This is a genomic window from Dolichospermum sp. FACHB-1091 (genome assembly GCF_014697585.1).
GTDB lineage: Bacteria > Cyanobacteriota > Cyanobacteriia > Cyanobacteriales > Nostocaceae > Dolichospermum.
This window is the reverse complement of record NZ_JACJSB010000002.1, coordinates 1-21,765: the sequence shown is the minus strand read 5'-3', so window position 1 is coordinate 21,765 and position 21,765 is coordinate 1. Positions and strand designations below refer to the sequence as shown.

The 21,765-nt window shown below is 37.1% G+C and carries 17 protein-coding genes; 11 read left to right on the top strand and 6 right to left on the bottom strand.

The features are described 5' to 3' along the window. Window positions 1-14: 14 nt before the first annotated feature. Window positions 15-1,853 carry a S8 family peptidase gene (locus tag H6G25_RS01200; RefSeq protein WP_190390931.1) on the bottom strand — a complete coding sequence of 613 codons (1,839 nt, stop codon included), beginning with the start codon at window positions 1,851-1,853 and terminating at the stop codon, window positions 15-17. Between the two features lie 179 nt (window positions 1,854-2,032). On the opposite strand from H6G25_RS01200, the gene H6G25_RS01195 reads away from it, so the two are divergent. After that, window positions 2,033-2,452 carry a hypothetical protein gene (locus tag H6G25_RS01195; RefSeq protein ID WP_190390930.1) on the top strand — a complete coding sequence of 140 codons (420 nt, stop codon included), beginning with the start codon at window positions 2,033-2,035 and terminating at the stop codon, window positions 2,450-2,452. Window positions 2,453-2,551: 99 nt separating this feature from the next. Here the strand turns inward: H6G25_RS01195 and H6G25_RS01190 are convergent, their stop codons facing one another. After that, window positions 2,552-3,175, bottom strand: coding sequence for an alpha-ketoglutarate-dependent dioxygenase AlkB (locus H6G25_RS01190; protein ID WP_190390929.1), 624 nt, complete (start codon window positions 3,173-3,175; stop codon window positions 2,552-2,554). 206 nt (window positions 3,176-3,381) lie between these two features. Here H6G25_RS01190 and H6G25_RS01185 point away from each other — a divergent pair, with 206 nt between their 5' ends. Further along, window positions 3,382-4,062, top strand: coding sequence for a hypothetical protein (locus H6G25_RS01185; protein WP_190390928.1), 681 nt, complete (start codon window positions 3,382-3,384; stop codon window positions 4,060-4,062). 55 nt (window positions 4,063-4,117) lie between these two features. Here the strand turns inward: H6G25_RS01185 and H6G25_RS01180 are convergent, their stop codons facing one another. Continuing rightward, window positions 4,118-5,302 carry an NAD(P)H-quinone oxidoreductase subunit H gene (locus H6G25_RS01180; RefSeq protein ID WP_028083481.1) on the bottom strand — a complete coding sequence of 395 codons (1,185 nt, stop codon included), beginning with the start codon at window positions 5,300-5,302 and terminating at the stop codon, window positions 4,118-4,120. Between the two features lie 320 nt (window positions 5,303-5,622). On the opposite strand from H6G25_RS01180, the gene H6G25_RS01175 reads away from it, so the two are divergent. The 7 genes from H6G25_RS01175 to H6G25_RS01145 all read left to right on the top strand — a co-directional run bounded on the left by H6G25_RS01175 (window position 5,623) and on the right by H6G25_RS01145 (window position 14,108). Then, entirely contained in the window at window positions 5,623-8,859 is a 3,237-nt protein-coding gene (locus H6G25_RS01175) for a type ISP restriction/modification enzyme (RefSeq protein ID WP_190390927.1), read from the top strand. 41 nt (window positions 8,860-8,900) lie between these two features. Further along, window positions 8,901-9,332 (top strand): hypothetical protein, encoded by a 432-nt coding sequence (locus tag H6G25_RS01170; protein WP_199290986.1) that lies wholly within the window; start codon window positions 8,901-8,903, stop codon window positions 9,330-9,332. Between the two features lie 22 nt (window positions 9,333-9,354). Next, window positions 9,355-9,780 carry a hypothetical protein gene (locus tag H6G25_RS01165; protein WP_190390926.1) on the top strand — a complete coding sequence of 142 codons (426 nt, stop codon included), beginning with the start codon at window positions 9,355-9,357 and terminating at the stop codon, window positions 9,778-9,780. Between the two features lie 17 nt (window positions 9,781-9,797). After that, entirely contained in the window at window positions 9,798-10,706 is a 909-nt protein-coding gene (rsmH, locus tag H6G25_RS01160) for a 16S rRNA (cytosine(1402)-N(4))-methyltransferase RsmH (protein WP_190390925.1), read from the top strand. Window positions 10,707-10,864: 158 nt separating this feature from the next. Beyond that, window positions 10,865-11,410, top strand: coding sequence for a hypothetical protein (locus H6G25_RS01155; protein ID WP_190390924.1), 546 nt, complete (start codon window positions 10,865-10,867; stop codon window positions 11,408-11,410). Window positions 11,411-11,697: 287 nt separating this feature from the next. Then, window positions 11,698-12,162 carry a hypothetical protein gene (locus tag H6G25_RS01150; RefSeq protein WP_190390923.1) on the top strand — a complete coding sequence of 155 codons (465 nt, stop codon included), beginning with the start codon at window positions 11,698-11,700 and terminating at the stop codon, window positions 12,160-12,162. Window positions 12,163-12,227: 65 nt separating this feature from the next. Then, window positions 12,228-14,108, top strand: coding sequence for an ABC transporter ATP-binding protein (locus H6G25_RS01145; protein WP_190390922.1), 1,881 nt, complete (start codon window positions 12,228-12,230; stop codon window positions 14,106-14,108). Between the two features lie 165 nt (window positions 14,109-14,273). Here H6G25_RS01145 and rnhA read toward each other — a convergent pair whose 3' ends face one another. Next, window positions 14,274-15,185 carry a ribonuclease HI gene (gene rnhA, locus H6G25_RS01140; protein ID WP_190390921.1) on the bottom strand — a complete coding sequence of 304 codons (912 nt, stop codon included), beginning with the start codon at window positions 15,183-15,185 and terminating at the stop codon, window positions 14,274-14,276. A 399-nt stretch (window positions 15,186-15,584) separates the two neighbouring features. On the opposite strand from rnhA, the gene dapF reads away from it, so the two are divergent. Further along, window positions 15,585-16,424: a diaminopimelate epimerase gene (gene dapF, locus H6G25_RS01135; RefSeq protein WP_190390920.1), complete on the top strand. Its 840-nt coding sequence runs from the start codon at window positions 15,585-15,587 to the stop codon at window positions 16,422-16,424. Window positions 16,425-17,267: 843 nt separating this feature from the next. Here the strand turns inward: dapF and H6G25_RS01130 are convergent. Then, window positions 17,268-18,314: a Type 1 glutamine amidotransferase-like domain-containing protein gene (locus H6G25_RS01130; RefSeq protein ID WP_190390919.1), complete on the bottom strand. Its 1,047-nt coding sequence runs from the start codon at window positions 18,312-18,314 to the stop codon at window positions 17,268-17,270. Between the two features lie 151 nt (window positions 18,315-18,465). Continuing rightward, window positions 18,466-19,653 (bottom strand): glycosyltransferase family 4 protein, encoded by a 1,188-nt coding sequence (locus tag H6G25_RS01125; protein ID WP_190390918.1) that lies wholly within the window; start codon window positions 19,651-19,653, stop codon window positions 18,466-18,468. Window positions 19,654-20,034: 381 nt separating this feature from the next. On the opposite strand from H6G25_RS01125, the gene H6G25_RS01120 reads away from it, so the two are divergent. Next, window positions 20,035-21,765: hypothetical protein (locus tag H6G25_RS01120; RefSeq protein ID WP_199319619.1), on the top strand; the 1,731-nt coding region annotated here is incomplete at its 3' end.

The window sequence follows — 21,765 nt, the reverse complement described above, 5'->3', positions numbered from 1 at the left end:
AGCTTAGGGAACAGTCAACAGTCCTTCTTCACAGCTAAACGGGCTAGTCCATAACAAAGTAGGGCATTGACAAGAAGGAAGATTCGTGATAGGTTGCTATTTGCTAAACCCCAAACAGTAGGACTATAAATAGCACTAACTGTTAAGAAAGCTGTTATGCCTAAAGTTGAACCAATAGCAAACCATTTCCCAATAGGATGTCCTAAAAATAAGGCTATCAAAACAAAGGGAATTAAGACACTGGCAAAAAGAGGATTTAATGCGTCTGTTCCCTGTAAAGTGTTTCCTAGTTCGGGAATGGAACTACCTAAAAGCCGGAAAGGCCATTGGGGAAGGTCAAAGATATAAATTCCTTTGAGGAAAAATAAGCCAGAACTACCAAAAATCAAACCGCTAGATAAAGACCAACTCCAAGCGAAGGGAAAATAAACCCGTAAAAACCAAGCCAGGAGATAAGAACCTATCACCATGAGTATTTTAGGCAATAAAGCGATCGCACCGCCATCTATCCAAAAACCAGGATTTAGATAGCCGTTTTCTCGCAACCACCGGAAAAAGTCAGGAACACTAATTATACCATCACTAGCTAATTTAACCGCTGCTTCGGCGTTAAGTTGTCCAGCCCCATAATAGTTTAAACCATCATCTTGAATAACTCTGGCTGACTGCTGGAGAACCTGTAAAATTTCATTGGGTTCTTTAATTCCCAAAGCTTTAATTAATGCAGCTACACCCGCAACGTGGGGAGAAGCCATACTTGTTCCTTGTAGTCCGAGAAATAGACCCTCACCTTCTTCGTTAATAGTTTCTTGGAGAATTGTCCCAGTTTCACTACCACCAGGGGCGGAAATGTCCACACCTGCACCATAATTAGAATAAGATGCTCTTTCACCGTCAGGACCAAAGGCCGCAACACCGATAACATGAGGATAACGGGCAGGATAACTAACGCCATTAGTGTTTTCATTCCCAGCGGCGGCTATAATAGTTACACCTTTATTATGGGCGTAATTAATCGCCTCGGCCATAAGTTGGCTTTCTCCACCACCACCTAAGCTCATATTAATTATATCTGCACCATTATCAGCGGCAAATTTGATTGCTTCAGCAATATCGGCTACTGTCCCTGCACCGTCAGCATTTAATACTTTTAGGGGCATAAGATTTGCTTCGTAAGCTACTCCAGCTACACCATAACTGTTATTAGTAGCTTGGGCAACTGTACCAGCGACATGAGTACCATGTCCATTATCGTCTTTAGCTTGTTCTGTATCATTCACAAAATCATAGCCTTTGACAAATTTGGTTTCATATAAATCACGGACTTTAGTAATACCAGTATCAATGACAGCAACAGTGATACCACCGCCTTTAGTGCGTGTCCAAGCAGATTCTATACCGATTTTGTGCAAATTCCACTGTTTGCTATAATACTGGTCATTAGGACCAATTAAAGAGGAATTTGCTTCTTTGTCGTTTTCTGGTGCTAAAATTTCCCCCAACCAGGTGGATTTTCCTGTCGGTACAGTTTTGTAAATGTAATTGGGTTCAATAAATTCCGTAACTTTGGCCAATGGGGATTTTTTTAAATCTGTGATTCTTTGACGATCGCCTTTGATAATATATACATGATCCGCCGCTGAATATTTATTATCCAATTGAGGTGTAACATGATATTGTTGAGCGATCGCTTGTAAATCCTTTTGAATGGCATTTTCTGCCATATCTTCCCGAAAATCCAGCAAAATTGTCTCAAATTCACCTTTAACTGCAAGTCCCTGAAAATGTAGAAATCCAAACACCGCAGTAGTCAGTCCCACAACGAACAAGCACAATAATATAAGTTTTTTCATATCCGCTTATCACCGCTTCTTGTCAGTTTGTTCACTACAATAACTTATATTATGGTATTTTTGGGAAAATTTAGGCTATAGTCGCTGACAGGTGACGGTGGAATGTTTCTCGTTTTGGTGCATACGGTTATGAAAATTAACCGCAGATAAACACAGATAAACACAGATAAATACAAGATATGGAACGTGGTCTTTTATGGTTGCCTTTATTGGTAGCATTTTTCTGGTTAGCGTGGCAAGGTTCACAGGAATATCAGAAACTTGAAGCTTATCGGATTTGGGCTGAAGAATTTGAACGAGCTAAATATGATATTTATGCTGTATTAGCTCAAAAAGGTAATTATATTACTTGGGGAAAACCAACAACTAAAGGACCAATTGCATTAGAAACTTTTTCTTTATTAGATGTTAAGGAAATTCGCTTTTTAGTGAATGGTAATGCGGTAGATCTAGAAAATCCTCCCCAAAAAGGTAGAAAAATTGAATTGCAGTTTTTATTAACTAGTTCTAAATCAATTTGTGTTCCTTTTACAGAAGTTCCCCTGGCCGCAGAATGGGGTAAATTTTTGCAAAGAACATTAAGGAATTTACAATCATAAACGACATCTTTTTTGTCTTAGGTAGAGGCCATACATGGACAAAGAGAAATCAAGAACTTAGTCTAAATATGTGGTGTGTGAGAAATTCTGCAAACAAATTCATTTTATAGTCCTAAAGGTGAGATTTATTCTCGCCATTACAGGCTTTGCAGTCTTAGGGATTTGATGTTGCCAATATTCCTGGGTTTTACCTTTCATAATTAACAAGCTACCATGGGTCAAATTAAATGCTACTTTTTCTAATGCTTTGTTAAATCTATGTCGAAGTTGAAATTTTCTTTCACCCCCAAAACTCACAGAGGCAATAATTGGATTTTTCCCTAATTCTGGTTCATCATCAGAATGCCATGCAACACCATCTTTACCATAACGATAAAGATTAATCAATACACTATTAAAGGATATTTTAACTATTTCTTCAACTCTATTCTTAATAGAAAATAAAACAGGTGTCCAAGGTATAGGATTCATGGTAATATTTGAATATGTATAAGATCTACCGAGATCCCCATACCATGCCGTCAGTCTAGGTATATTGGTCTCTTTACCGTATAATTTTATCTTATCTTGTCGCCATTCAACTTCCGTTAATAAAGTCTGGAAAATGACATCACTTTCCTGTTTTGGGAAGCAAAAAGGATAAAGAATCAGTTCCGCGTCAGGTATGGAAAACTGCTGTAATTCAATGCTTTTAGAAAAATCTAAGCTTAATTGATTGGACATAGGACATATTCTATCTAATTGATTGACGGTTTTAAATAAGTTTTATTAATAACATATAATTAGCAACATACTAGGAGTTGTAATTAGTTAATTGGAAATTTTTGCCTTTTGTGTAATTTTACATTATTCTTAGGCATAATCTCATAAATAACTATATTCTTATTCTAGTTGGACTCTAATTACCGGATTTTGATACTAAAATATCCATGAAAACATCTACAGCTTCTAACTATAGCCAACCACCTATCAGCTACCCTCCCTCTGTCCCTCTGTATGTTTATCGGGAATTGACAGTGGAGTTACAAGCAGTACAATCAAAGTTGGATGTAGTCACAAATCACAATCAAAAACTAGCCCAAGAAAATCAACAACTGCGTCAAGAAATTACCAAAGTAATTGAGTCTTGCTTAGAACTACAAAGGTTAGTTGATGCTTCAGCACCTAGTTTTCCCGTAGCACCTGAGCCTAATAAACGAGTCAAATCTTCAACTCAAATTCAACCTCCAATCAGTAATAACCATGAGGTAAGATATACAAATAAGCCTACAAATAAGCCTATAAATAAGCCGAAAGTTACCGCAGCACCTCCACGTCAAGAGACTAAACCCCAAAAAAAAGCAGTCATAAAAAATACACATTCTCAAAACCATCACCAGGGTGCAGCCGTATCTGGTACGAATATTAATGCTACAGGGTCACAAAGGGTATTTATAGAAGAAAAAAAGGTACGCTTTTCTCGTCCTACCATGTCTAATACAAAGGAGTTAAGCGGCTGGAATTTATTAATCACCATTGTATTAATTATGATTACTGGTTTTGCAGCTGGGTATATAATTGTTCGTCCTTTATTCCAAAATCATAGTCAACAATTTCAACTTAAACATTAGAAATGTAGAGACGTTCCAGGAAACGTCCCTACTAAATTTGGTTGTTTCCTATTGATTATCTATCAACAGAACCCATAATTACGTCAATACTACCGAGAATAACAACAATATCCGCTACCTTCATTCCTCGGAGTAAATGGGGAAGAATTTGTAGGTTGTTGAAATCTGCGGCGCGAATTTTCCAGCGCCAGGGGAAAACATTATTATCACCAACTAGGTAAATTCCCAATTCTCCCTTACCACTTTCAACACGGGAGTAAATTTCACCTTTAGGAACTTTAAAAGTAGGAGCAACTTTTTTAGCCACGAACTGGTAATCAAAACCATCCCATTCAGATTTTTTTCCAGCCATTAACCGTTTCGCTTCCAGGTTTTCGTAGGGTCCTCCGGGTAATCCTGCAATAGCTTGGCGAATGATTTTTACAGATTCGCGCATTTCTCGCATCCGTACCATGTAACGAGCAAGACAATCGCCTACAGTTTCCCACTGAACATCCCAATCAAAATCATCGTAACATTCATAGTGGTCAACCTTCCGTAAATCCCATTTTACCCCAGAAGCGCGTAACATCGGACCAGAAAGCCCCCAATTAATAGCTTCTTCACGGGTAATAGTTCCCAGACCTTCAATACGGCGGCGGAAAATGGGATTATTGGTAACTAAGCGTTCATACTCATCAACTTTGGGGATAAAGTAATCACAAAAATCTAAACACTTATCTACCCAACCATAGGGTAAGTCAACGGCCACACCACCAACACGGAAATAGTTATGATTAACCATGCGGTAGCCTGTGGCGGCTTCCCACAGATCATAAATCATTTCCCGTTCCCGGAATTGGTAGAAAAAGGGTGTTTGGGCGCCAACGTCAGCTAAGAATGGACCAAACCATAAGAGGTGGTTAGCAATGCGGTTGAGTTCCAGCATGATCACACGGATATAGCTGGCGCGTTTGGGTACGGTAATACCCGCTAATTTTTCCGGTGCGTTGACTGTCACCGCTTCATTAAACATCCCCGCAGCGTAGTCCCAACGGCTAACGTAGGGGACATACATGATTGTAGAACGGTTTTCGGCAATTTTCTCCATCCCCCGGTGTAAATAGCCTATAACTGGTTCACAGTCAACGACATCTTCACCATCTAAGGTCATGATTAAGCGCAAAACTCCGTGCATTGATGGGTGATGAGGACCCATATTTAGCACCATCGGTTCGGTGCGGGTTTCTATTCTACTCATAGATTTTGCTGTTCTCCCGTTGTGGATGTTGTCAATTGACCCGCTAAGATTAACTTGTACTTCAATTATTATAGGGAAGCTTGATATATAGGGGATTAAGAGTTTTGACTTTTTTCATGTATCAGATGATGATTGGTATTGAGTTCTTGACAATTATATCAATATTTGGGTAGTTTTGCTGGTTTTTGACTCCTAGCAAGATAGATTTAATTTATAATTACCCTAATTAGTATCTATGGCTATCTATGGCTAATTTTTTTTAGCTCACCCAGAGGTGCAAAGTTGGAGAAGCAGAGTTTTTTAAGGGGTATGATTCAGTTATGAAGTATTTGCAAGTTTATTTTCAGGAAGTTACTCAAGTTTATCATGGACAAAATGCTACTGAGCATAGTTATCGTCCAGCTTTGAAGAAGTTAATGGAGTCTTTAGATTCTGGTATTCAAGCTATTAATGAACCGAAAAGAATCGCTTGTGGTGCGCCGGATTTTGTGATCAAAAATGGTGTTTTAGATGTTGGTTATATGGAGGCTAAAGATATTGGTGTTTCTCTGAAAAAAGCGGAAAAAACTGCTCAAATGGGGCGTTATTTTCAGGCTTTGGGTAATTTGATTTTAACTGATTATTTAGAGTTTCGTTGGTATGTCCAAGGAGAGTTAAAACTATCTGCTGCTTTGGGAACTATTGATAAAAACAAAAAAATCAAAGTTGATCAGGAAGGAATGCAGGAAGTTGACCAACTTTTGCAGCAATTTTTATTAGCTAAAGTTCCCCAAATCACGACACCCAAGGATTTAGCTAAACGTATGGCTAGTTTAGCTCAATTGATGAGAGATGCTATTAAAACAGCGTTGCATGATGTGGATAAAGGGGGAACTTTACGGGAACAGTTGGAATCATTTCAACGAGTATTAATTAAGGATTTAACCGTTGAACAATTTGCGGATATGTACGCCCAAACCATTTGTTATGGTTTATTTGCAGCGCGGTGTAATACTGATAATGTTCAGACTTTTTCACGGGAAACAGCAGCGTTTAAATTACCGAAAACTAACCCATTTTTAAGAAGTATTTTTGGACAAATAGCCGGACCTGATTTAGATGATAGAATTAGTTGGGCTGTAGATAATTTAGCGCTTATTCTCCAACAAACGGAAATGGCGGAAATTCTCAAAAATTTTGGTAAACGGACTCGCACAGAAGACCCTGTTGTCCATTTTTATGAAACGTTTTTGGCGGAATATGACCCTAAAATGCGAGAATCAAGAGGGGTTTATTATACTCCTGAACCTGTAGTTAATTATATTGTCAAAAGTGTAGATTATATTCTCAAACATAAGTTTAATATTAGTAAGGGTTTAGCAGATTCTAAAAAGATTAAAGTTCCTAATCCCAAGGGTGAGGGAACTATCGAAACCCATCAAGTTTTGATTTTAGATCCTGCGGTGGGAACGGGAACTTTTATTCACAATGTCATTGATTTTATTTATGATAAGTTTAAAAATCAAAGGGGAATGTGGTCAAGTTATGTTAGTCAACATTTATTACCGCGATTATTTGGTTTTGAGTTATTAATGGCTCCCTATACTGTAGCACATATAAAATTAGTTTTACAGTTGCAAGAATTGGGTTATGATTTTAGTTCTGAGGAACGGTTAAGGATTTATTTAACTAATACTTTACAAGAGGCTTTTCAGTTAGAAGATCAAATGGTTAGTTTTGGTTATCGAATTAAACAAGAAGCAGAAGCAGCAAAGCTTATTAAACAAGAAAATCCAGTTATGGTAATTTTGGGAAATCCTCCTTATTCTGGACACTCTGTAAACACAGGTGATTGGATCAAAAATCTTTTGAAGGGTGAAGATAGTATTTATAATTGTGAAACAGGAAATTATTTTGAAGTTGACGGAAAACCTTTAGGTGAAAAAAATCCTAAATGGTTAAATGATGATTATGTAAAATTTATCCGGTTTAGTCAATGGAGAATTGAAAAAACAGGTTACGGAATTTTAGCTTTTATTACCAATCATGGTTATTTAGATAACCCCACTTTTCGGGGTATGCGTCAAAGTTTAATGGAAACTTTTGATGAGATTTATGTTTTAGATCTACATGGTAATAGTAAGAAGAAAGAAGTTTGTCCTGACGGTTCAGCAGATCAAAATGTTTTTGATATTCAGCAAGGGGTAGCAATTGGATTTTTTATTAAATATCAAAATAAAGAACAAAATAGTCAGAAACAATTAGCAACAGTTTATCATGCTGATTTATGGGGTTCTAGAGAAGTTTATGAAAATAAAGAGTTAGTTGGTGGTAAGTATCATTGGTTAGGGGAAAATGATATTAATTCTACTAATTGGGAACAATTAGCACCAAATACACCATTTTATTTATTTAAGCCTCAAAATATTGATTTAAGAAGTGAATATGAGCAAATGTGGAAAATTAACGAAATAATGAGTGTTAATGTTTTAGGTTTTCAAACTCATAGAGACCATTTTGCTATTGATTTTGATGAAGAAAGTATGACTAAAAAAATTCAGGAATTACGAGAGAATAATTTATCTAATCAAGAATATGCTGATAAATATAATATCAAAGATAATCGAGATTGGCAATTAGATAAATCTCGTAAATTAATTCGTTCTGATAATCAATGGAAAGCTAAAATAATTACTTGTTTATATCGTCCTTTTGATTGGCGTTACTGTTATTTTAGTTATGCGACAATGGATTATCCTAGACGAGAATTACTCGATCATGTTTTTAGAAAATATAATTTATGTTTGTTATCTTCAAGACAACAAGCAACTTTAGGTTATAGACATTGTTGGGTTTCTATGCACGTTCCTGAATCTTGTGTTGTTTCTACTACGAGTCGTGAGGGTAATCAAATTTTTCCTCTTTACCTTTACCCAACTAATAAGCCTACTCTTGATAATAATGTCATTAATCATTCTCATGAACGTAAACCGAATTTATCCCCAGAATTTATTACACAATTTTCTCAAAAACTAGATTTAGAATTTATTTCTGATGGAAAAGGAGATAAAACTAAAACCTTTGGACCAGAGGACATTTTTAATTACATTTACGCTATCTTTCATGCTCCTATTTACCGTCAACGTTACGCCGAATTTTTAAAGATTGATTTTCCTCGTGTTCCTTTAACCGCCAATGCTGCACTTTTTTGGGAATTAGTGATCAAAGGTGATAAACTAGTCAAATACCATTTAATGAAAGAAACAGGAACAGAAATTTCTACCTATCCTATTCCTGGTTCTGATATGGTCGAACAAGTCAAATATCATGAAAATCATCAACAAATCTGGATAAATGCTGAACAGTATTTTGATCAAGTTCCGCAACAAATCTGGAATTTTTATATTGGTGGTTATCAAGTTTGTCAAAAATGGTTGAAAGACAGAAAAGGAAGACAATTAAATTTTGATGATATTAGTCATTATCAAAATATTATTTCCATCATATCGGAGACTATTAAGATTATGGAACATATTGATCAAATCATTGACAAATATGGCGGTTTTCCGTTAGAATGAAATAAAAAAGGTGTTCATTTTCAGCTATAAAGATTAAGAAATTGTCTAATATTCCAGCATCTAACCCCAATCAAGCAAATGGTGAAATCTCTCTTAATGATAGATGGTCTTATCTTAATCAATATGAGAAAAAATATCTCAAAGAAGCTATGAAAGCTTATGATAAAATTATAGAATCAAAAGACGATATTCTCAAAATAGCCAATCGGTATCAATTAAATTGTGAGGATATTGAACGAGCTAAACAGTATGCTTTTGGTAGGGGAGTGTTACAATATCAATTTATCCCTGATTTGCGTATGGCTGAAAGTTGGGAAAGAATGACACTAGGAGAAGAAATTGATAGTGATGAGGTTTTACTAAAGCATGAAATTCTTGAATCAGATTTGGTAATTAATCAAGGTATGAATCAATTAGATGCTCATAAAATAGCTCAAAATAAATACCCTTGGTCTATAATGATAACTAAATGATAACTAAAGCAGATAAGCAAAAATGAACAAAACATCTGAACAAAAATTTTTAGAAGCCTTAGATATTTGTCAATCATTAATTGATTTTAAATATCGTCTTACCAATTTAACCTATCAAGCAATAGAGTTATTTTGTGATATCGGTAAAAATCCTCTTGAATTATTAGAATTATGTCAAAAATATTCTGGTAGGATTGAAAAAATATGCGAAGTTATTCATGAATATGGCACAAGTATAGATAATTGGCGTGTTGATTGTCCCCTTGGTTTTGGTGTAAAAGATCATTGTAGCTTTTTGAGTTTTTTTCTCAATCTTGATCGTTGCCAATTTGAATATTTTACAGACAATTTTACCACATTAGAACAAATTGCGGAACTATTTAAAGATTGGAAAGGAATTGATTTTCATTCTGTCATTAAAAAGCAAAAAGCAGTTACATTTTCATAAATTAATCAAATAAATTAATGAGCAAATCAGATTTACAAACACCCCTAAATTTAGAAGAAATTACATTTTCCCATATTCCCGTTCTCAGTCAAGAAGTAATCACAGGTTTAAATATCCAACCTGGTGGACATTATTTAGATTTAACCGTTGGTGGTGGAGGTCACAGTCGCTTAATCTTAGCAACTGCTGAAGATGTGAAAATTACCGCCGTTGACCAAGATTTAGATGCTTTAAATGCAGCCAAAGAGAATTTAGCGGAATTTGGAAATAGAGTGAATTTTATTCATAGCAATTTTGCAAATTACCAATTTCTAGAAAATACCTATCATGGAATTTTAGCAGATTTGGGAGTAAGTTCCTATCATTTAGATCATCCAGAACGAGGTTTTAGTTTTAGAAATACTGCTAATTTAGATATGCGTATGAACCAACAACAATCTCTCACCGCTGGAGATATTATCAATGAATGGGACGAGAAAGAATTGGCAGATATTTTCTTTAAATATGGTGAAGAGAGACTTTCCAGAAAAATAGCTAGAAGAATAGTAGAAAATCGCCCATTTAATACTACTACAGAATTAGCAAATGCGATCGCCTACTCTGTTCCTCCTAAATATCGCTACGGAAGAATACACCCTGCCACCCGTGTTTTCCAAGCCCTGCGAATAGCAGTCAATGATGAATTAAATGTCTTAGAAACCTTAATACAAAAAGCACCAACAGCCCTTATTCCCGGTGGAAAAATAGCAATTATCAGTTTTCACAGCTTAGAAGATAGAATAGTTAAACACGGTTTAAGAAACTTACCCTTCTTGCGAATTTTAACAAAAAAACCAATTATGGCTACGGAAGCGGAAATAAAAGAAAACCCCCGTTCTCGTTCTGCTAAGTTGAGAATAGCAGAAAAGAAATTTGTAGATGATTGATACTTTTAAACTCTCTCTTTGTCTCTGGTTTAGCCTTAAAATTCTTTTTTGAACTAACCACTCCAGACACAGAGGACACGGAGTGAAGAAAATTCTTGACTGAATTATCTACTGTTGTTATATGCTATATTTTGATGTTTTGAATCAGAAATTGAGTCATGAAGAAAAACCCGATAGCATTGATGTTTAGCACTATGATTATTGGTTTGGGATTTTTACCGTCTTTAGCGCAAGCGAAACCTCCTGCTTCTGATACCCAAGTCGCAGCCATGGTAGAAGCTTTGCGACTAGCTGCACCGAAAACGAAAAAGCGCAATGATGGATATTATAGTGAATGGCAAGTTAAACCGGACACTCTCAAAGGTTGGACGAGAAATTGTCTGAAAAAAGAATTAACACCAACTCAGTTTGAAAATGATCCCAAGGTAGCCCGTCAAGTTGTTTCTTGTATCACCACCCGTGAGTTAAATAAGCAATTTGCAGCCACTAAAAACGATGAGAATGCTGCTGTGCGTGGTGTTGCTTGTTGGTGGATGACTGGTAACTATACTGGCTGCGATAAGGGCTTTACGGCTGGTTATGTGCAGCAGGTGGTTCGCTTTTACAAGCAAGAAGTTTCTAAACCAGCAGCGGTAACTCCTGCACCACAAAAAACCCCCAATAAAAACCCAAATAAAAACCCAAATAAAAATAATTCAAATTAGGTTTATTTATTCCTGATGATACTTTTAAAATATCCTGTTGAAGGTCAGGGAATTTATTATTAGGATATGGCTAATGGCCTGATTATAGGGGTAATCCAGGAATTACCCCTAATTTCTGTTTTTTCTGTTTTTGTTCCTGAATATGAAATAACTGGGACAGAAACAACAAATAAAATATTAAATTTACCCAAAAAAAGTAAAAATGATCCCAAATTTGCTAAAATTACTTAATGCTAAACCAAAAATTAACAGATAATTGCCGGCATAATTAAAGGAGGATTTATCCAATGAATAAAGTATTAGATGAAACTCTGTCTCATCAAGTTGCAAACACGATCAAAAGTAAAGCCAAAAAACCTTTTGATAATGCTTATAAAGCGGTTTTAGTGACTGAGGGGGCAAAGTATGTACAAGGCTTTTTAGTATTTGCGGGTAAGCCATATAAACCCGTTGAACATGGTTGGATTGAAGTTAATGATGTGATTATTGATCCTACACTTCCTTTTCTCCAAAAAAAGCCCCAAGAACTTTATTATTTTCCGGCTCAAAGTCTCAGCGTTAAGAAGTTAAAAGCCGTAATTGAAGAATCTCAGGAAGATTATCCAGAGGATGATCCTTTACCTATTTATGGTGAAGCGCCTTATGATTATTATGGTGATGTTATGTTGGGTGGCCAAGAATATTTGCTGGCCTATCAAGCCGCAGAGATCAAGTGTCAAGAAATCAATGGTTTAATTTTTGAAAAAAATTAGTTAGCATTCAGTTATAAATTCACTTTTGCAAGTTTCAACGGTTTTCAATTCCCTATTTCCTATTTATGAGCATCTACCCATCTCAAGTTAAATCGGATACGGTATACCGCCCTCGAGAAAATGACTGGCGGTTATTTTTGCGCTTAGTACCCTATGGTCGTCGTTATGGCAAATTATTGGCGGTATCTATGTTACTGCTAATTCCTATTGCTGTTGCTAGTGCTATTAAACCCATGTTAGTCGGACAAGCGGTTTCTTTAATTCGCAAAGAACCGAGTACATATCAATTTTTGCAAAATATGCCCCTATGGCAGGGTTTAAATATTCTCATTGGGATGTTACTGATAGCAACGGCTACCCGCTTAGTATTAATAGGTGTACAAGGTTATTTAGTTCAGAAATTAGGACAAAAAATCACAGCGGCTATTCGTGAGGATTTATTTGATCATGTGACATCTTTAGCTGTACGTTTTTTTGATAGTACACCCGTAGGTAAATTAATTACTAGACTTACTAGTGATGTAGAAAGTTTAGGAGATGTTTTTTCCACTGGGGCTATAGGTATTATTTCTGATTTATTATCTATGGTAGTGATTGTTGGATTGATGTTTTCAATTCAATGGCAACTTGCTTGTTTGTTGATATTTATTCTTTTCCCAGTCACTTGGTTAATAATTTATTTTCAACAGCAATATCGGGCAGCTAATTATAAAAGCAGAGAAGAACTTTCTCGACTCAATTCTCAACTCCAAGAAAATATTGTTGGTATTAATGTAGTCCAATTATTCCGCCGAGAAAAAGTTAATTTGGAGTTATTTCGGGCTGCTAATCAACGTTATGTTAAAGAAGTAGATACTAGTATTTGGTTTGATTCAGCGGTTTCTGCCACCCTAGAATGGGTTGCTTTAATTGCTATTGCTGGGGTATTATGGTTAGGTGGGGGGTTATTGTTAAATCAACAAATCACCTTTGGGATTTTATCAGCATTTATTTTATATGCCCAACAATTCTTTGAACCCTTGCGGAATTTTGCCGAAAAATTTACCGTGATTCAATCTGGTTTTACGTCCATTGAACGAGTAATTGATATTTTAGATGAACCCATTGAAATTAAAGATTACCCAGGTTCTGAAAGTGCAATTAAAAATTTGGAATTTGGTTACATTGATCAGATCATCTCTAAGTTAGAAACTCAAGATTTTACACCTATTCCCCCCTTGGGGGAAATTAAGTTTGAAAATGTTTCCTTTGCTTATAATGATGATGATTATGTGATTAAAAATTTAGACTTTACTATTTACCCAGGGGAAAAAGTCGCTTTAGTCGGTCCGACAGGTGCGGGGAAAAGTTCGATTATTCGCTTGTTGTGTCGTCTTTATGAACCAACTCAAGGACGTATTCTAATTGACGGTGTGGATATCCGCGAAATTCCCCAAAGGGAACTGCGAAGTTATATGACAGTAATTTTGCAGGAGGCGTTTTTGTTTGCGGGTGATGTGAAAAGTAACATTACTTTAGGTGATGATTACAGTTTTGCAGAAATTGAACAAGCAGCGGTGAAAACCAATGTCGCAGCGTTTATTAATCAACTACCCCAGGGTTATGATACTCAATTGCGAGAACGGGCGACAAATATTTCTAGTGGTCAAAAACAACTTTTAGCCTTTGCGCGGGCTGCTATTCGTAACCCGGAAATTTTGGTGCTAGACGAAGCTACAGCTAGTTTGGACGTGGGGACTGAGGCTTTAGTTCAAGAGGCTTTAAATGAGTTGCTGATAAGGCGTACAGCAATTATTATTGCTCACCGTTTGTCTACGATTCGTAATGTAGACCGGATTTTTGTGTTGAAGCGGGGAGAATTGATTGAACAGGGTAGTCATGAAGAATTGTTGCAACAAGAGGGATTTTATGCTACTTTGCACAATTTGCAAATGTTAGGAACTTAACAACAACTGAATCAATATTTTTTTGGAGGTGGGGTTAAACAAACCTCAACCCCACCTAGGAATCAAGACTTTTTTAATTTGGCCAGGGTATTGTTGAATGAGATACAAAATTTACTTAAAAAAGTATACACCGAAAAACTGGCGACTCTATTCCCTCTTCATTGTTCATTCTATTTCGGTTTCTATTTTGTCTCCACGTTCCAGTTCCCAAAGAATTTGATTACCTTCACGTCTTACCCGTGAAACTATCCAATTTCGCCAGCGCCATTCATCACCTCTGCTGGTAACGGCGCTAGAGTGAACACTCATTAAGTCTGCTAATTCTGAACTGGTGATTAGGTAGCCTTTTTCGGCAATTTCGTCCGCAATACGCAAAGTTTCCACTAAGTTACGAAGTTGTGAAACCCTGATTTCAATGGGTTGTTCGTTGGTTGTAGTCGCGGTTGGGGCAGTAGAAGGTTCCATAATGGTTATATCTGATACAGATGAACTGCTTTCCAGTGTATTTTGATTAATTATTATTGTAGAGTTGATCGGATAATCAGATACTAGTGATTCACTCATTTCACTGATTTTAGGTAAAGTTTCGTAAACAGAGTTGGGGAATAACTGTTGGAGGTTAGGGGTTTTACCGTTAGCGAAGCAGCGAGCGATCGCATCACAGCGTTCATTACCAATATTACCAGAATGTCCCCGGACGTGTTGCCATTGTATCAGTCGGCTATTAAGTTGATCAAGGATTTCCAAAAGGTCTTGATTTTGGACAGGATTACCATCTGATTTTTTCCAGCCTTTCCTTTTCCAACCTGGCATCCATTTAGTAATAGAATTAATCAGATATTCACTATCAGTGTACAGGGTAATAGGTTGAGTTTGTCCAGATGATTTAAAAAATTCCAATGCCGCGATCGCCGCTTGCATTTCCATTTTATTATTAGTGGTATGTTGGGATGAATCACCCATTTCATGAACTGAACCATCATCAAAATAGACTACTGTACCCCAACCGCCAGGGCCGGGATTACCTGTACAAGCACCATCTGTGTATATAATTTGAATTATGCGTTGAGTAGACATAGTAAAAGTATTAAACTGTAAAGGACATGAATAAAAAAGTAATTATTGACAAATGTTAGTCAATAATCTTCAGGATATTATAATTAATAATCAAGTCTTTATCCGGCTCTATCATAAATACAAACTTGTGAAATTTTAGCTAATTCTTCTACTAAAAAATACCCACCTATGCGACCAAGACTATGATCTAAGACTATTGTGATCTTTCCTTTACTGAGAAAGAAGGTTGACCGTCTCTGCGTCCATGTTGTCGCTAAAATGACCAGTCATACTCTGCGGATTTTTCTGCATCAGCGTTTTGTTATTGATGTTCTTACTTTTGAACAGCATCCTGTTTCTCAACTCACATAAGGCATATATTATAAGTGAATATCCGATAAATTATCTACAGAAGGCAGAATGGCAATCGAATTTACTAAGTATCACGGACTCGGTAATGATTTTATTCTCATTGATAACCGTTCCTCATTGACACCAGTACTGACACCAGAAAAAGCAGTACAGTGGTGTGACCGTCATTTTGGTATCGGGGCAGATGGTATTATTTTCGCACTTCCTGGACAAAATGGTACTGACTACACCATGCGGATTTTTAACTCCGACGGTTCAGAACCAGAAATGTGTGGGAACGGTATTCGCTGTTTAGCCGCATTTATCACAGAATTAGAAGGTATTGACCGGACTAAAGATAAATATCATATTCATACTTTAGCAGGTGTAATCACACCTCAACTTACAGATTGTGGTCAAGTTAAAGTAGATATGGGTCAACCTACATTATTAGCGGGGAAAATTCCTACAACTTTAGTATCTCATGAACTTCAAGTCATTAATCATCCCTTGCAAGTAGCTGGGAAAATTTGGAATGTTACCTGCGTCAGCATGGGTAATCCCCACTGTATCACATTTGTGGAAGATGTTGCTGCAATTAATTTAGAAAACATTGGTTCTCAATTTGAACAGCATCCAGTATTTCCTAACAAAACCAATACTGAATTTATTCAAGTAGTAAATCGTAACTATTTGAAAATGCGAGTCTGGGAAAGAGGTGCAGGAATTACCCTCGCTTGTGGAACAGGTGCTTGTGCATCCTTGGTAGCAGGGGTATTGAATGATTTATGCGATCACACTGTCACAATTGAACTACCGGGTGGACTCTTAGAAATTGAATGGTCAGAAATTGACAACCGGATTTACATGACAGGTCCTGCAGAACGAATATTTACAGGTAAATATTAAAATCAGAGATTGGGAGATTAGGTATATGGGGAGTATCAAACTCAAGTTGCTAGTTATCTAGTTGGGGCTGGTGATTGGTAATTGGTAATAAAATATCTGGTTTTCATCCTGTTCATCCTTTAATCCTGGATATCCTGATTTTGACAATTTACCTAACTAGCAACTTACGTTATTTAAAGAATAAAGAATGATGAAGATAGTCCCAGTCCCAGGGAATGGAATTCGCGGCTACACAAACAAAGTCCGCAGAAAGTGGACTAAATAAATGATAAATTTCCAACCCGTACTGGCGGGTTTTGCTTGTGTAGATGGGATTTATCATCGCCGGCGCTGGTTTCAATCCCTGAAAGAACCTGAAAAAATTTGTTTAACATAATTCCCACCTATTTCGCTAAAAAACTACCCAAATAAATCCAAGGTAATTCTAATAAACCTCGATGATGAATAGATGTGTTGACATGAAAAAACCAAGCCCTGTAAAAAATATAAAAAAATATAAAAAAATATACAGCAGTTTCCGATATTCACAAAGTACAGATATTAATAATAAAACTCTTGTGGTGCGGGCATCTTGCCCGCACAAGGTGTACCTCACTCAAAGCTACTTGCTGTAAAATCGCTAAAAACCTCTTGCATTATACAATATAGAAATTAGGTGCGTTTTAACTTACACACCTAAATTTACTTGATATCTAATAACGTAAGTTGCTAGTTAGGGAAAATGTCATAATCAGGATATCCAAGATTAAAGGATGAACAGGATGAAAACAGAAAATTACTCACCAATTACCCATTACCCATTACCCATTACCAGCCTCAACTAGATAACTAGCAACTTCATATCTAATAAGGATCTAAATCAAATCTTCCCCGCTTGACACTTCTGAGATAATAACCTCGTGACGGTAGTTTATTTAAATCGAAAGTGTTACCTCTAGAAACTCGCCAAATTTTATAGTCGTGATAAGTGAGAGGAGTACCTTTTTCACAAACTTCTGGGGGATGATCTCCTAACACAAAATAGGCTGCACCTTTACCCATAACTTTAGCAATACCATATTGATCAATCAATACAGAAGTTTCTTCACTAATTGCTATCCCTAAAGCAGTTGAAGATACACCATCTTGAATTTGTCTAGCAATAAAAACCATAATTCTCCCCATTCTTTTGCGTTCATTAAAATGGGTATCAATAATAGTTCCTCGCAAATGCTTCCACTGAAAAAAGTTATAGGTAAAGGTAATATTTCTGTAAGGGTCATCAAGGGCTTCGTAAGTTTCAATGCTATCTACACAAGCGCAAGAATCATAAACATATTCACTTTGAATCATTGCGCCGGCACTTGTACCACCAATAGCACCACCTTTATCGTAAACTGACTTGATAGCAACTTCTAATTTAGTGTTTTTCCAGTGACGAATATATTCACATTGATCACCTCCAGCAAAGAAAATTACTCCAGCATTTCTGACTTTATCAAAAATATCCGTTCTGTTCGCTTCTTGGCGGTTACGAATGATGAGAGTTTCTACATATTTGACACCTTTCATGGAATAAATTAACTGATTGTAATCATCCTTACCAGCAGCCCGAATCACTAAAACATTAACTTTAATATCGCTGTTACTACCTCCCCTGACTTGATTAATCATCCATTGAATGGCATCATCAACATCAGTACCACCACCACCTAAGTTATGAACAGGACCGGCTAATTTAGGTAATTGATAAATAGGTTCAGGGGCAGGAGTTTGGTGATCAGCAATGATATCCTTGAGGAACTGCTTTAACTGTGCTGTCAGACGGCCGATAATTTGGTTTACCACCCTCAACAAGCTGTTTTTTGCATTCTGCAAATGCCTCGATATATTTGGGAATGCTTTTGTCATATTCAAATCTTGTCAAGCAAACAGCAATCATTTCTAACTCTCGCATTTGAGGAGCTAAATTCCCAGCGTACAGGGTTTGTACTGTTTTTTTACGGCTAATAATCAGAGTAGTCTTTAATTCTCATTTAGAGTTTGATGCCGTTTTTTATCACTACCAGACAATTTCTCCTCGTTCTTTGACTGTTCTTTCGTAAACCATTTCTGTTTGCTTACCTAATTTTGGCCAGCTAAATCTTGTTTCTAAATCTGCATAGGCATTATTTACTAACCATTGACAATAATCTGGGTTTCTCAAAACTTCTAAAATTCCCCAAGCTACAGAGTCAGGATCATTTACCCAGGTAGTAATTCCCGTTTTTGTATGTTGAACTACTTCAGGAAAACCACCAGTATCGGAAACTATGACTGGTACGCGAGAGGCAAAACTTTCCAAAGCAACAATACCAAAGGGTTCATAAAGACTGGGGAAAACCGCACAGTCGGCGATAGTTTGAAATCTATCTAAGTATTCATCAGAGAGAAACCCAGTAAAGTAACACTTGTGCCAAATTCCTAAATCCCAAGCTTGACGTTTCAGATGTTCAGTATTACCACCACCGACTATGATAAATTTAACATTACCGCCCATTTCCCAAAGCACCTTGGGAGCAGCATTAAGTAACACAGGTACACCTTTTTCGTAGGTCATGCGACCAAGATAATAAACAATTTTTTCATCATCTCTGGCAAATTGTCGCCGAAAATCTTGAGGATGAAAATCTTTGTCATGTTGTTTCTTTTCTGGGCGAATACCATTATATATTACGTCAATTTTATCACTAAGGACAGAAAGCGATCGCCCGATTTCTCGACGCATATATTCACTACAAACGATTACCCGCCAAGCATTTTCAGCCAGTGCATATTCTTTATCATGAATATAGCGTTGGGTATCATTGTGAATACCATTGTAACGTCCATGTTCCGTGGCGTGAATGGTGGCAATTAAGGGAATTTTAAAGATATACTTAAGAGCGATCGCTGCATCACCAACTAACCAATCATGGGCATGAATCAAATCAAATGGCCCCTTTTCCCTCAACAACTTACCACCATAAGCGCCCATACTCTCATTTAAATTCACCACCCAGTGAAAAAAATCGTTACTAGCAGCCACATGGACACGATGAATATGAATCCCTTCCACTACTTCATAAAGGGCTGCTTGACCAAATTCAGGGGTAATGAGGTGAATGTCATGGCCTAACTTGATCAGTTCCGGGTACAACTCAGCGACGTGACGAGCAATTCCCCCGACTATCCTGGGTGGAAATTCCCAACTCAGCACTAATATCTTCATTAACTTCACTCCCCGATAATTGACAAAAAATCAAAATATATAAAAACTATATTTATAGCAGGGAACAGGGAAAAGAGAATTAGAAATTAGAAATTAGAAATTAGAAATTAAAAACCAACAGGACTTACGCATCTGGCACATTGGTAAGGTGCATGACTAACGCACAAATCCGGCAAATAAACGGATTGTTGATATCTGATGTCCCCTACAATAGATTTTTAGTGTAACACTTGCGTAAGTCCTATTTAAAATGGTAGGATTGTTTCAGCTTGCCTTGATAAAAACATAAATTAGTAGTATTTTTACTTTGAAGCTAAAAATACTAAATAGATAAAAGTTTGTCACATAAAATTGATTTTAGACTCTATACCAAAAGGAATTATGGCTACTCAACCCGGTCTGTTAATCCCAGTAGAACTATCAGCCACAACAGCTTGGACAAGGCTGTTGGGAGTCAGCGATAACGACATTGCCACCGCCTTGACTACAGGCAGCGATGGGGCAATATACGCCAGTGTTAATACTATCAGTGCTTCTGATCCAATCTCTGCATTGATTAATGGCAGTGTTGTTAGTGCTTTCATCACCAAGTATAATGCGGATGGCACTCAAGTCTGGACAAAGCAGTTAGGAACCACCGATAACAAAGTTGCTACATCTCTAAGTACGGGTAGTGACGGGTCTATTTATATCAGTGGTTCTACTATAGACATCCTGGGCTTACTGACTAATAGCAGTGTTATTAATGCTTTCGTTACCAAGTATAATGCCGATGGCACCGAAATCTGGACAAAGCAGTTAGAGACCACTGACAACAAAATTGCCACAGCCCTAAGTACAGGTAGTGACGGGTCTATTTATATCAGTGGTAATATTGCCAGTGGTTCTGCCATAGATATTCTTTCCGGACTGATTAATAGTAGTAGTAGTAATACTACTATTATTACCGATGTTTTTGTCACTAAATATAATGCTGATGGGAGTCAAGTCTGGACAAAGCTGTTAGAAACCAGCGATAACGACGTTGCCAGATCCATAACCACAGGTAGTGACGGGGCAATCTATGTCAGTGGTAATACTAGAGGAAACCTGGACGGGCAGACTAACAATGGTGGTGATGATGCTTTCATCACCAAATATAATGCTGATGGCACCAAAGTCTGGACAAAGCTGTTAGGAACAGGCGTTGACGACGTTGCCAGATCCCTAACCATAGGTAGTGATGGGGCAATCTATGTCAGTGGTAATACTAGAGGAAACCTGGACGGGCAGACTAATAATGGTGGTGATGATGCTTTCATCACCAAATATAATGCTGATGGCACCAAAGTCTGGACAAAGCTGTTAGGAACAGGCGGTGACGACGTTGCCAGATCCCTAACCATAGGTAGTGATGGGGCAATCTATGTCAGTGGTAATACTAGAGGAAACCTGGACGGGCAGACTAACAATGGTGGTGATGATGCTTTCATCACCAAATATAATGCTGATGGCACCAAAGTCTGGACAAAGCTGTTAGGAACAGGCGTTGACGACGTTGCCAGATCCCTAACCATAGGTAGTGATGGGGCAATCTATGTCAGTGGTAATACTGAAGGAGACTTGGATGGGCAGACTAACAATGGTGGTGATGATGCTTTCATCACTAAGCTATTTACTACTCTTAATAACCCACCCACAGACCTGTCGCTTGACACCACCACAATTGATGAAGGTCAAACAACAGTCGGTAATTTAACCACCACAGACCCAGACACAGGAAATACCTTTACTTATAGTTTAGTTACAGGGGATGGTGCAACGGATAATAGTTTATTCACTATTACCAATAATCAACTCAAAACCAACTCTGTATTTGACTTTGAAACTAAAAACAGTTACAGCGTTCGACTGAGGACAACAGACCAAGATGGGTTATCCTTTGAGAAACAATTAACCATTGGTGTCAGTAACGTTAACGAAACTCCTACCGACTTAACACTCTCTAATAGCACAGTTACGGAAAATCAAGTTATTGGTACAGTGGTTGGTAATCTCAGTAGCACAGACCCAGATACAGGAAATACCTTTACTTATAGTTTAGTTACAGGGGATGGTGCAACGGATAATAGT

Coding starts and splice junctions, on each gene's coding strand:
- H6G25_RS01195 (WP_190390930.1), top strand. CDS start 2,033: ATGGAACGTGGTCTTTTATGGTTGCCTTTATTGGTAGCATTTTTCTGG.
- H6G25_RS01190 (WP_190390929.1), bottom strand. CDS start 3,175: ATGTCCAATCAATTAAGCTTAGATTTTTCTAAAAGCATTGAATTACAG.
- rnhA (WP_190390921.1), bottom strand. CDS start 15,185: ATGTCTACTCAACGCATAATTCAAATTATATACACAGATGGTGCTTGT.
- H6G25_RS01150 (WP_190390923.1), top strand. CDS start 11,698: ATGAATAAAGTATTAGATGAAACTCTGTCTCATCAAGTTGCAAACACG.
- H6G25_RS01125 (WP_190390918.1), bottom strand. CDS start 19,653: ATGAAGATATTAGTGCTGAGTTGGGAATTTCCACCCAGGATAGTCGGG.
- H6G25_RS01145 (WP_190390922.1), top strand. CDS start 12,228: ATGAGCATCTACCCATCTCAAGTTAAATCGGATACGGTATACCGCCCT.
- H6G25_RS01180 (WP_028083481.1), bottom strand. CDS start 5,302: ATGAGTAGAATAGAAACCCGCACCGAACCGATGGTGCTAAATATGGGT.
- H6G25_RS01155 (WP_190390924.1), top strand. CDS start 10,865: ATGAAGAAAAACCCGATAGCATTGATGTTTAGCACTATGATTATTGGT.
- H6G25_RS01200 (WP_190390931.1), bottom strand. CDS start 1,853: ATGAAAAAACTTATATTATTGTGCTTGTTCGTTGTGGGACTGACTACT.
- rsmH (WP_190390925.1), top strand. CDS start 9,798: ATGAGCAAATCAGATTTACAAACACCCCTAAATTTAGAAGAAATTACA.
- dapF (WP_190390920.1), top strand. CDS start 15,585: ATGGCAATCGAATTTACTAAGTATCACGGACTCGGTAATGATTTTATT.
- H6G25_RS01165 (WP_190390926.1), top strand. CDS start 9,355: ATGAACAAAACATCTGAACAAAAATTTTTAGAAGCCTTAGATATTTGT.
- H6G25_RS01175 (WP_190390927.1), top strand. CDS start 5,623: ATGAAGTATTTGCAAGTTTATTTTCAGGAAGTTACTCAAGTTTATCAT.
- H6G25_RS01185 (WP_190390928.1), top strand. CDS start 3,382: ATGAAAACATCTACAGCTTCTAACTATAGCCAACCACCTATCAGCTAC.
- H6G25_RS01130 (WP_190390919.1), bottom strand. CDS start 18,314: ATGACAAAAGCATTCCCAAATATATCGAGGCATTTGCAGAATGCAAAA.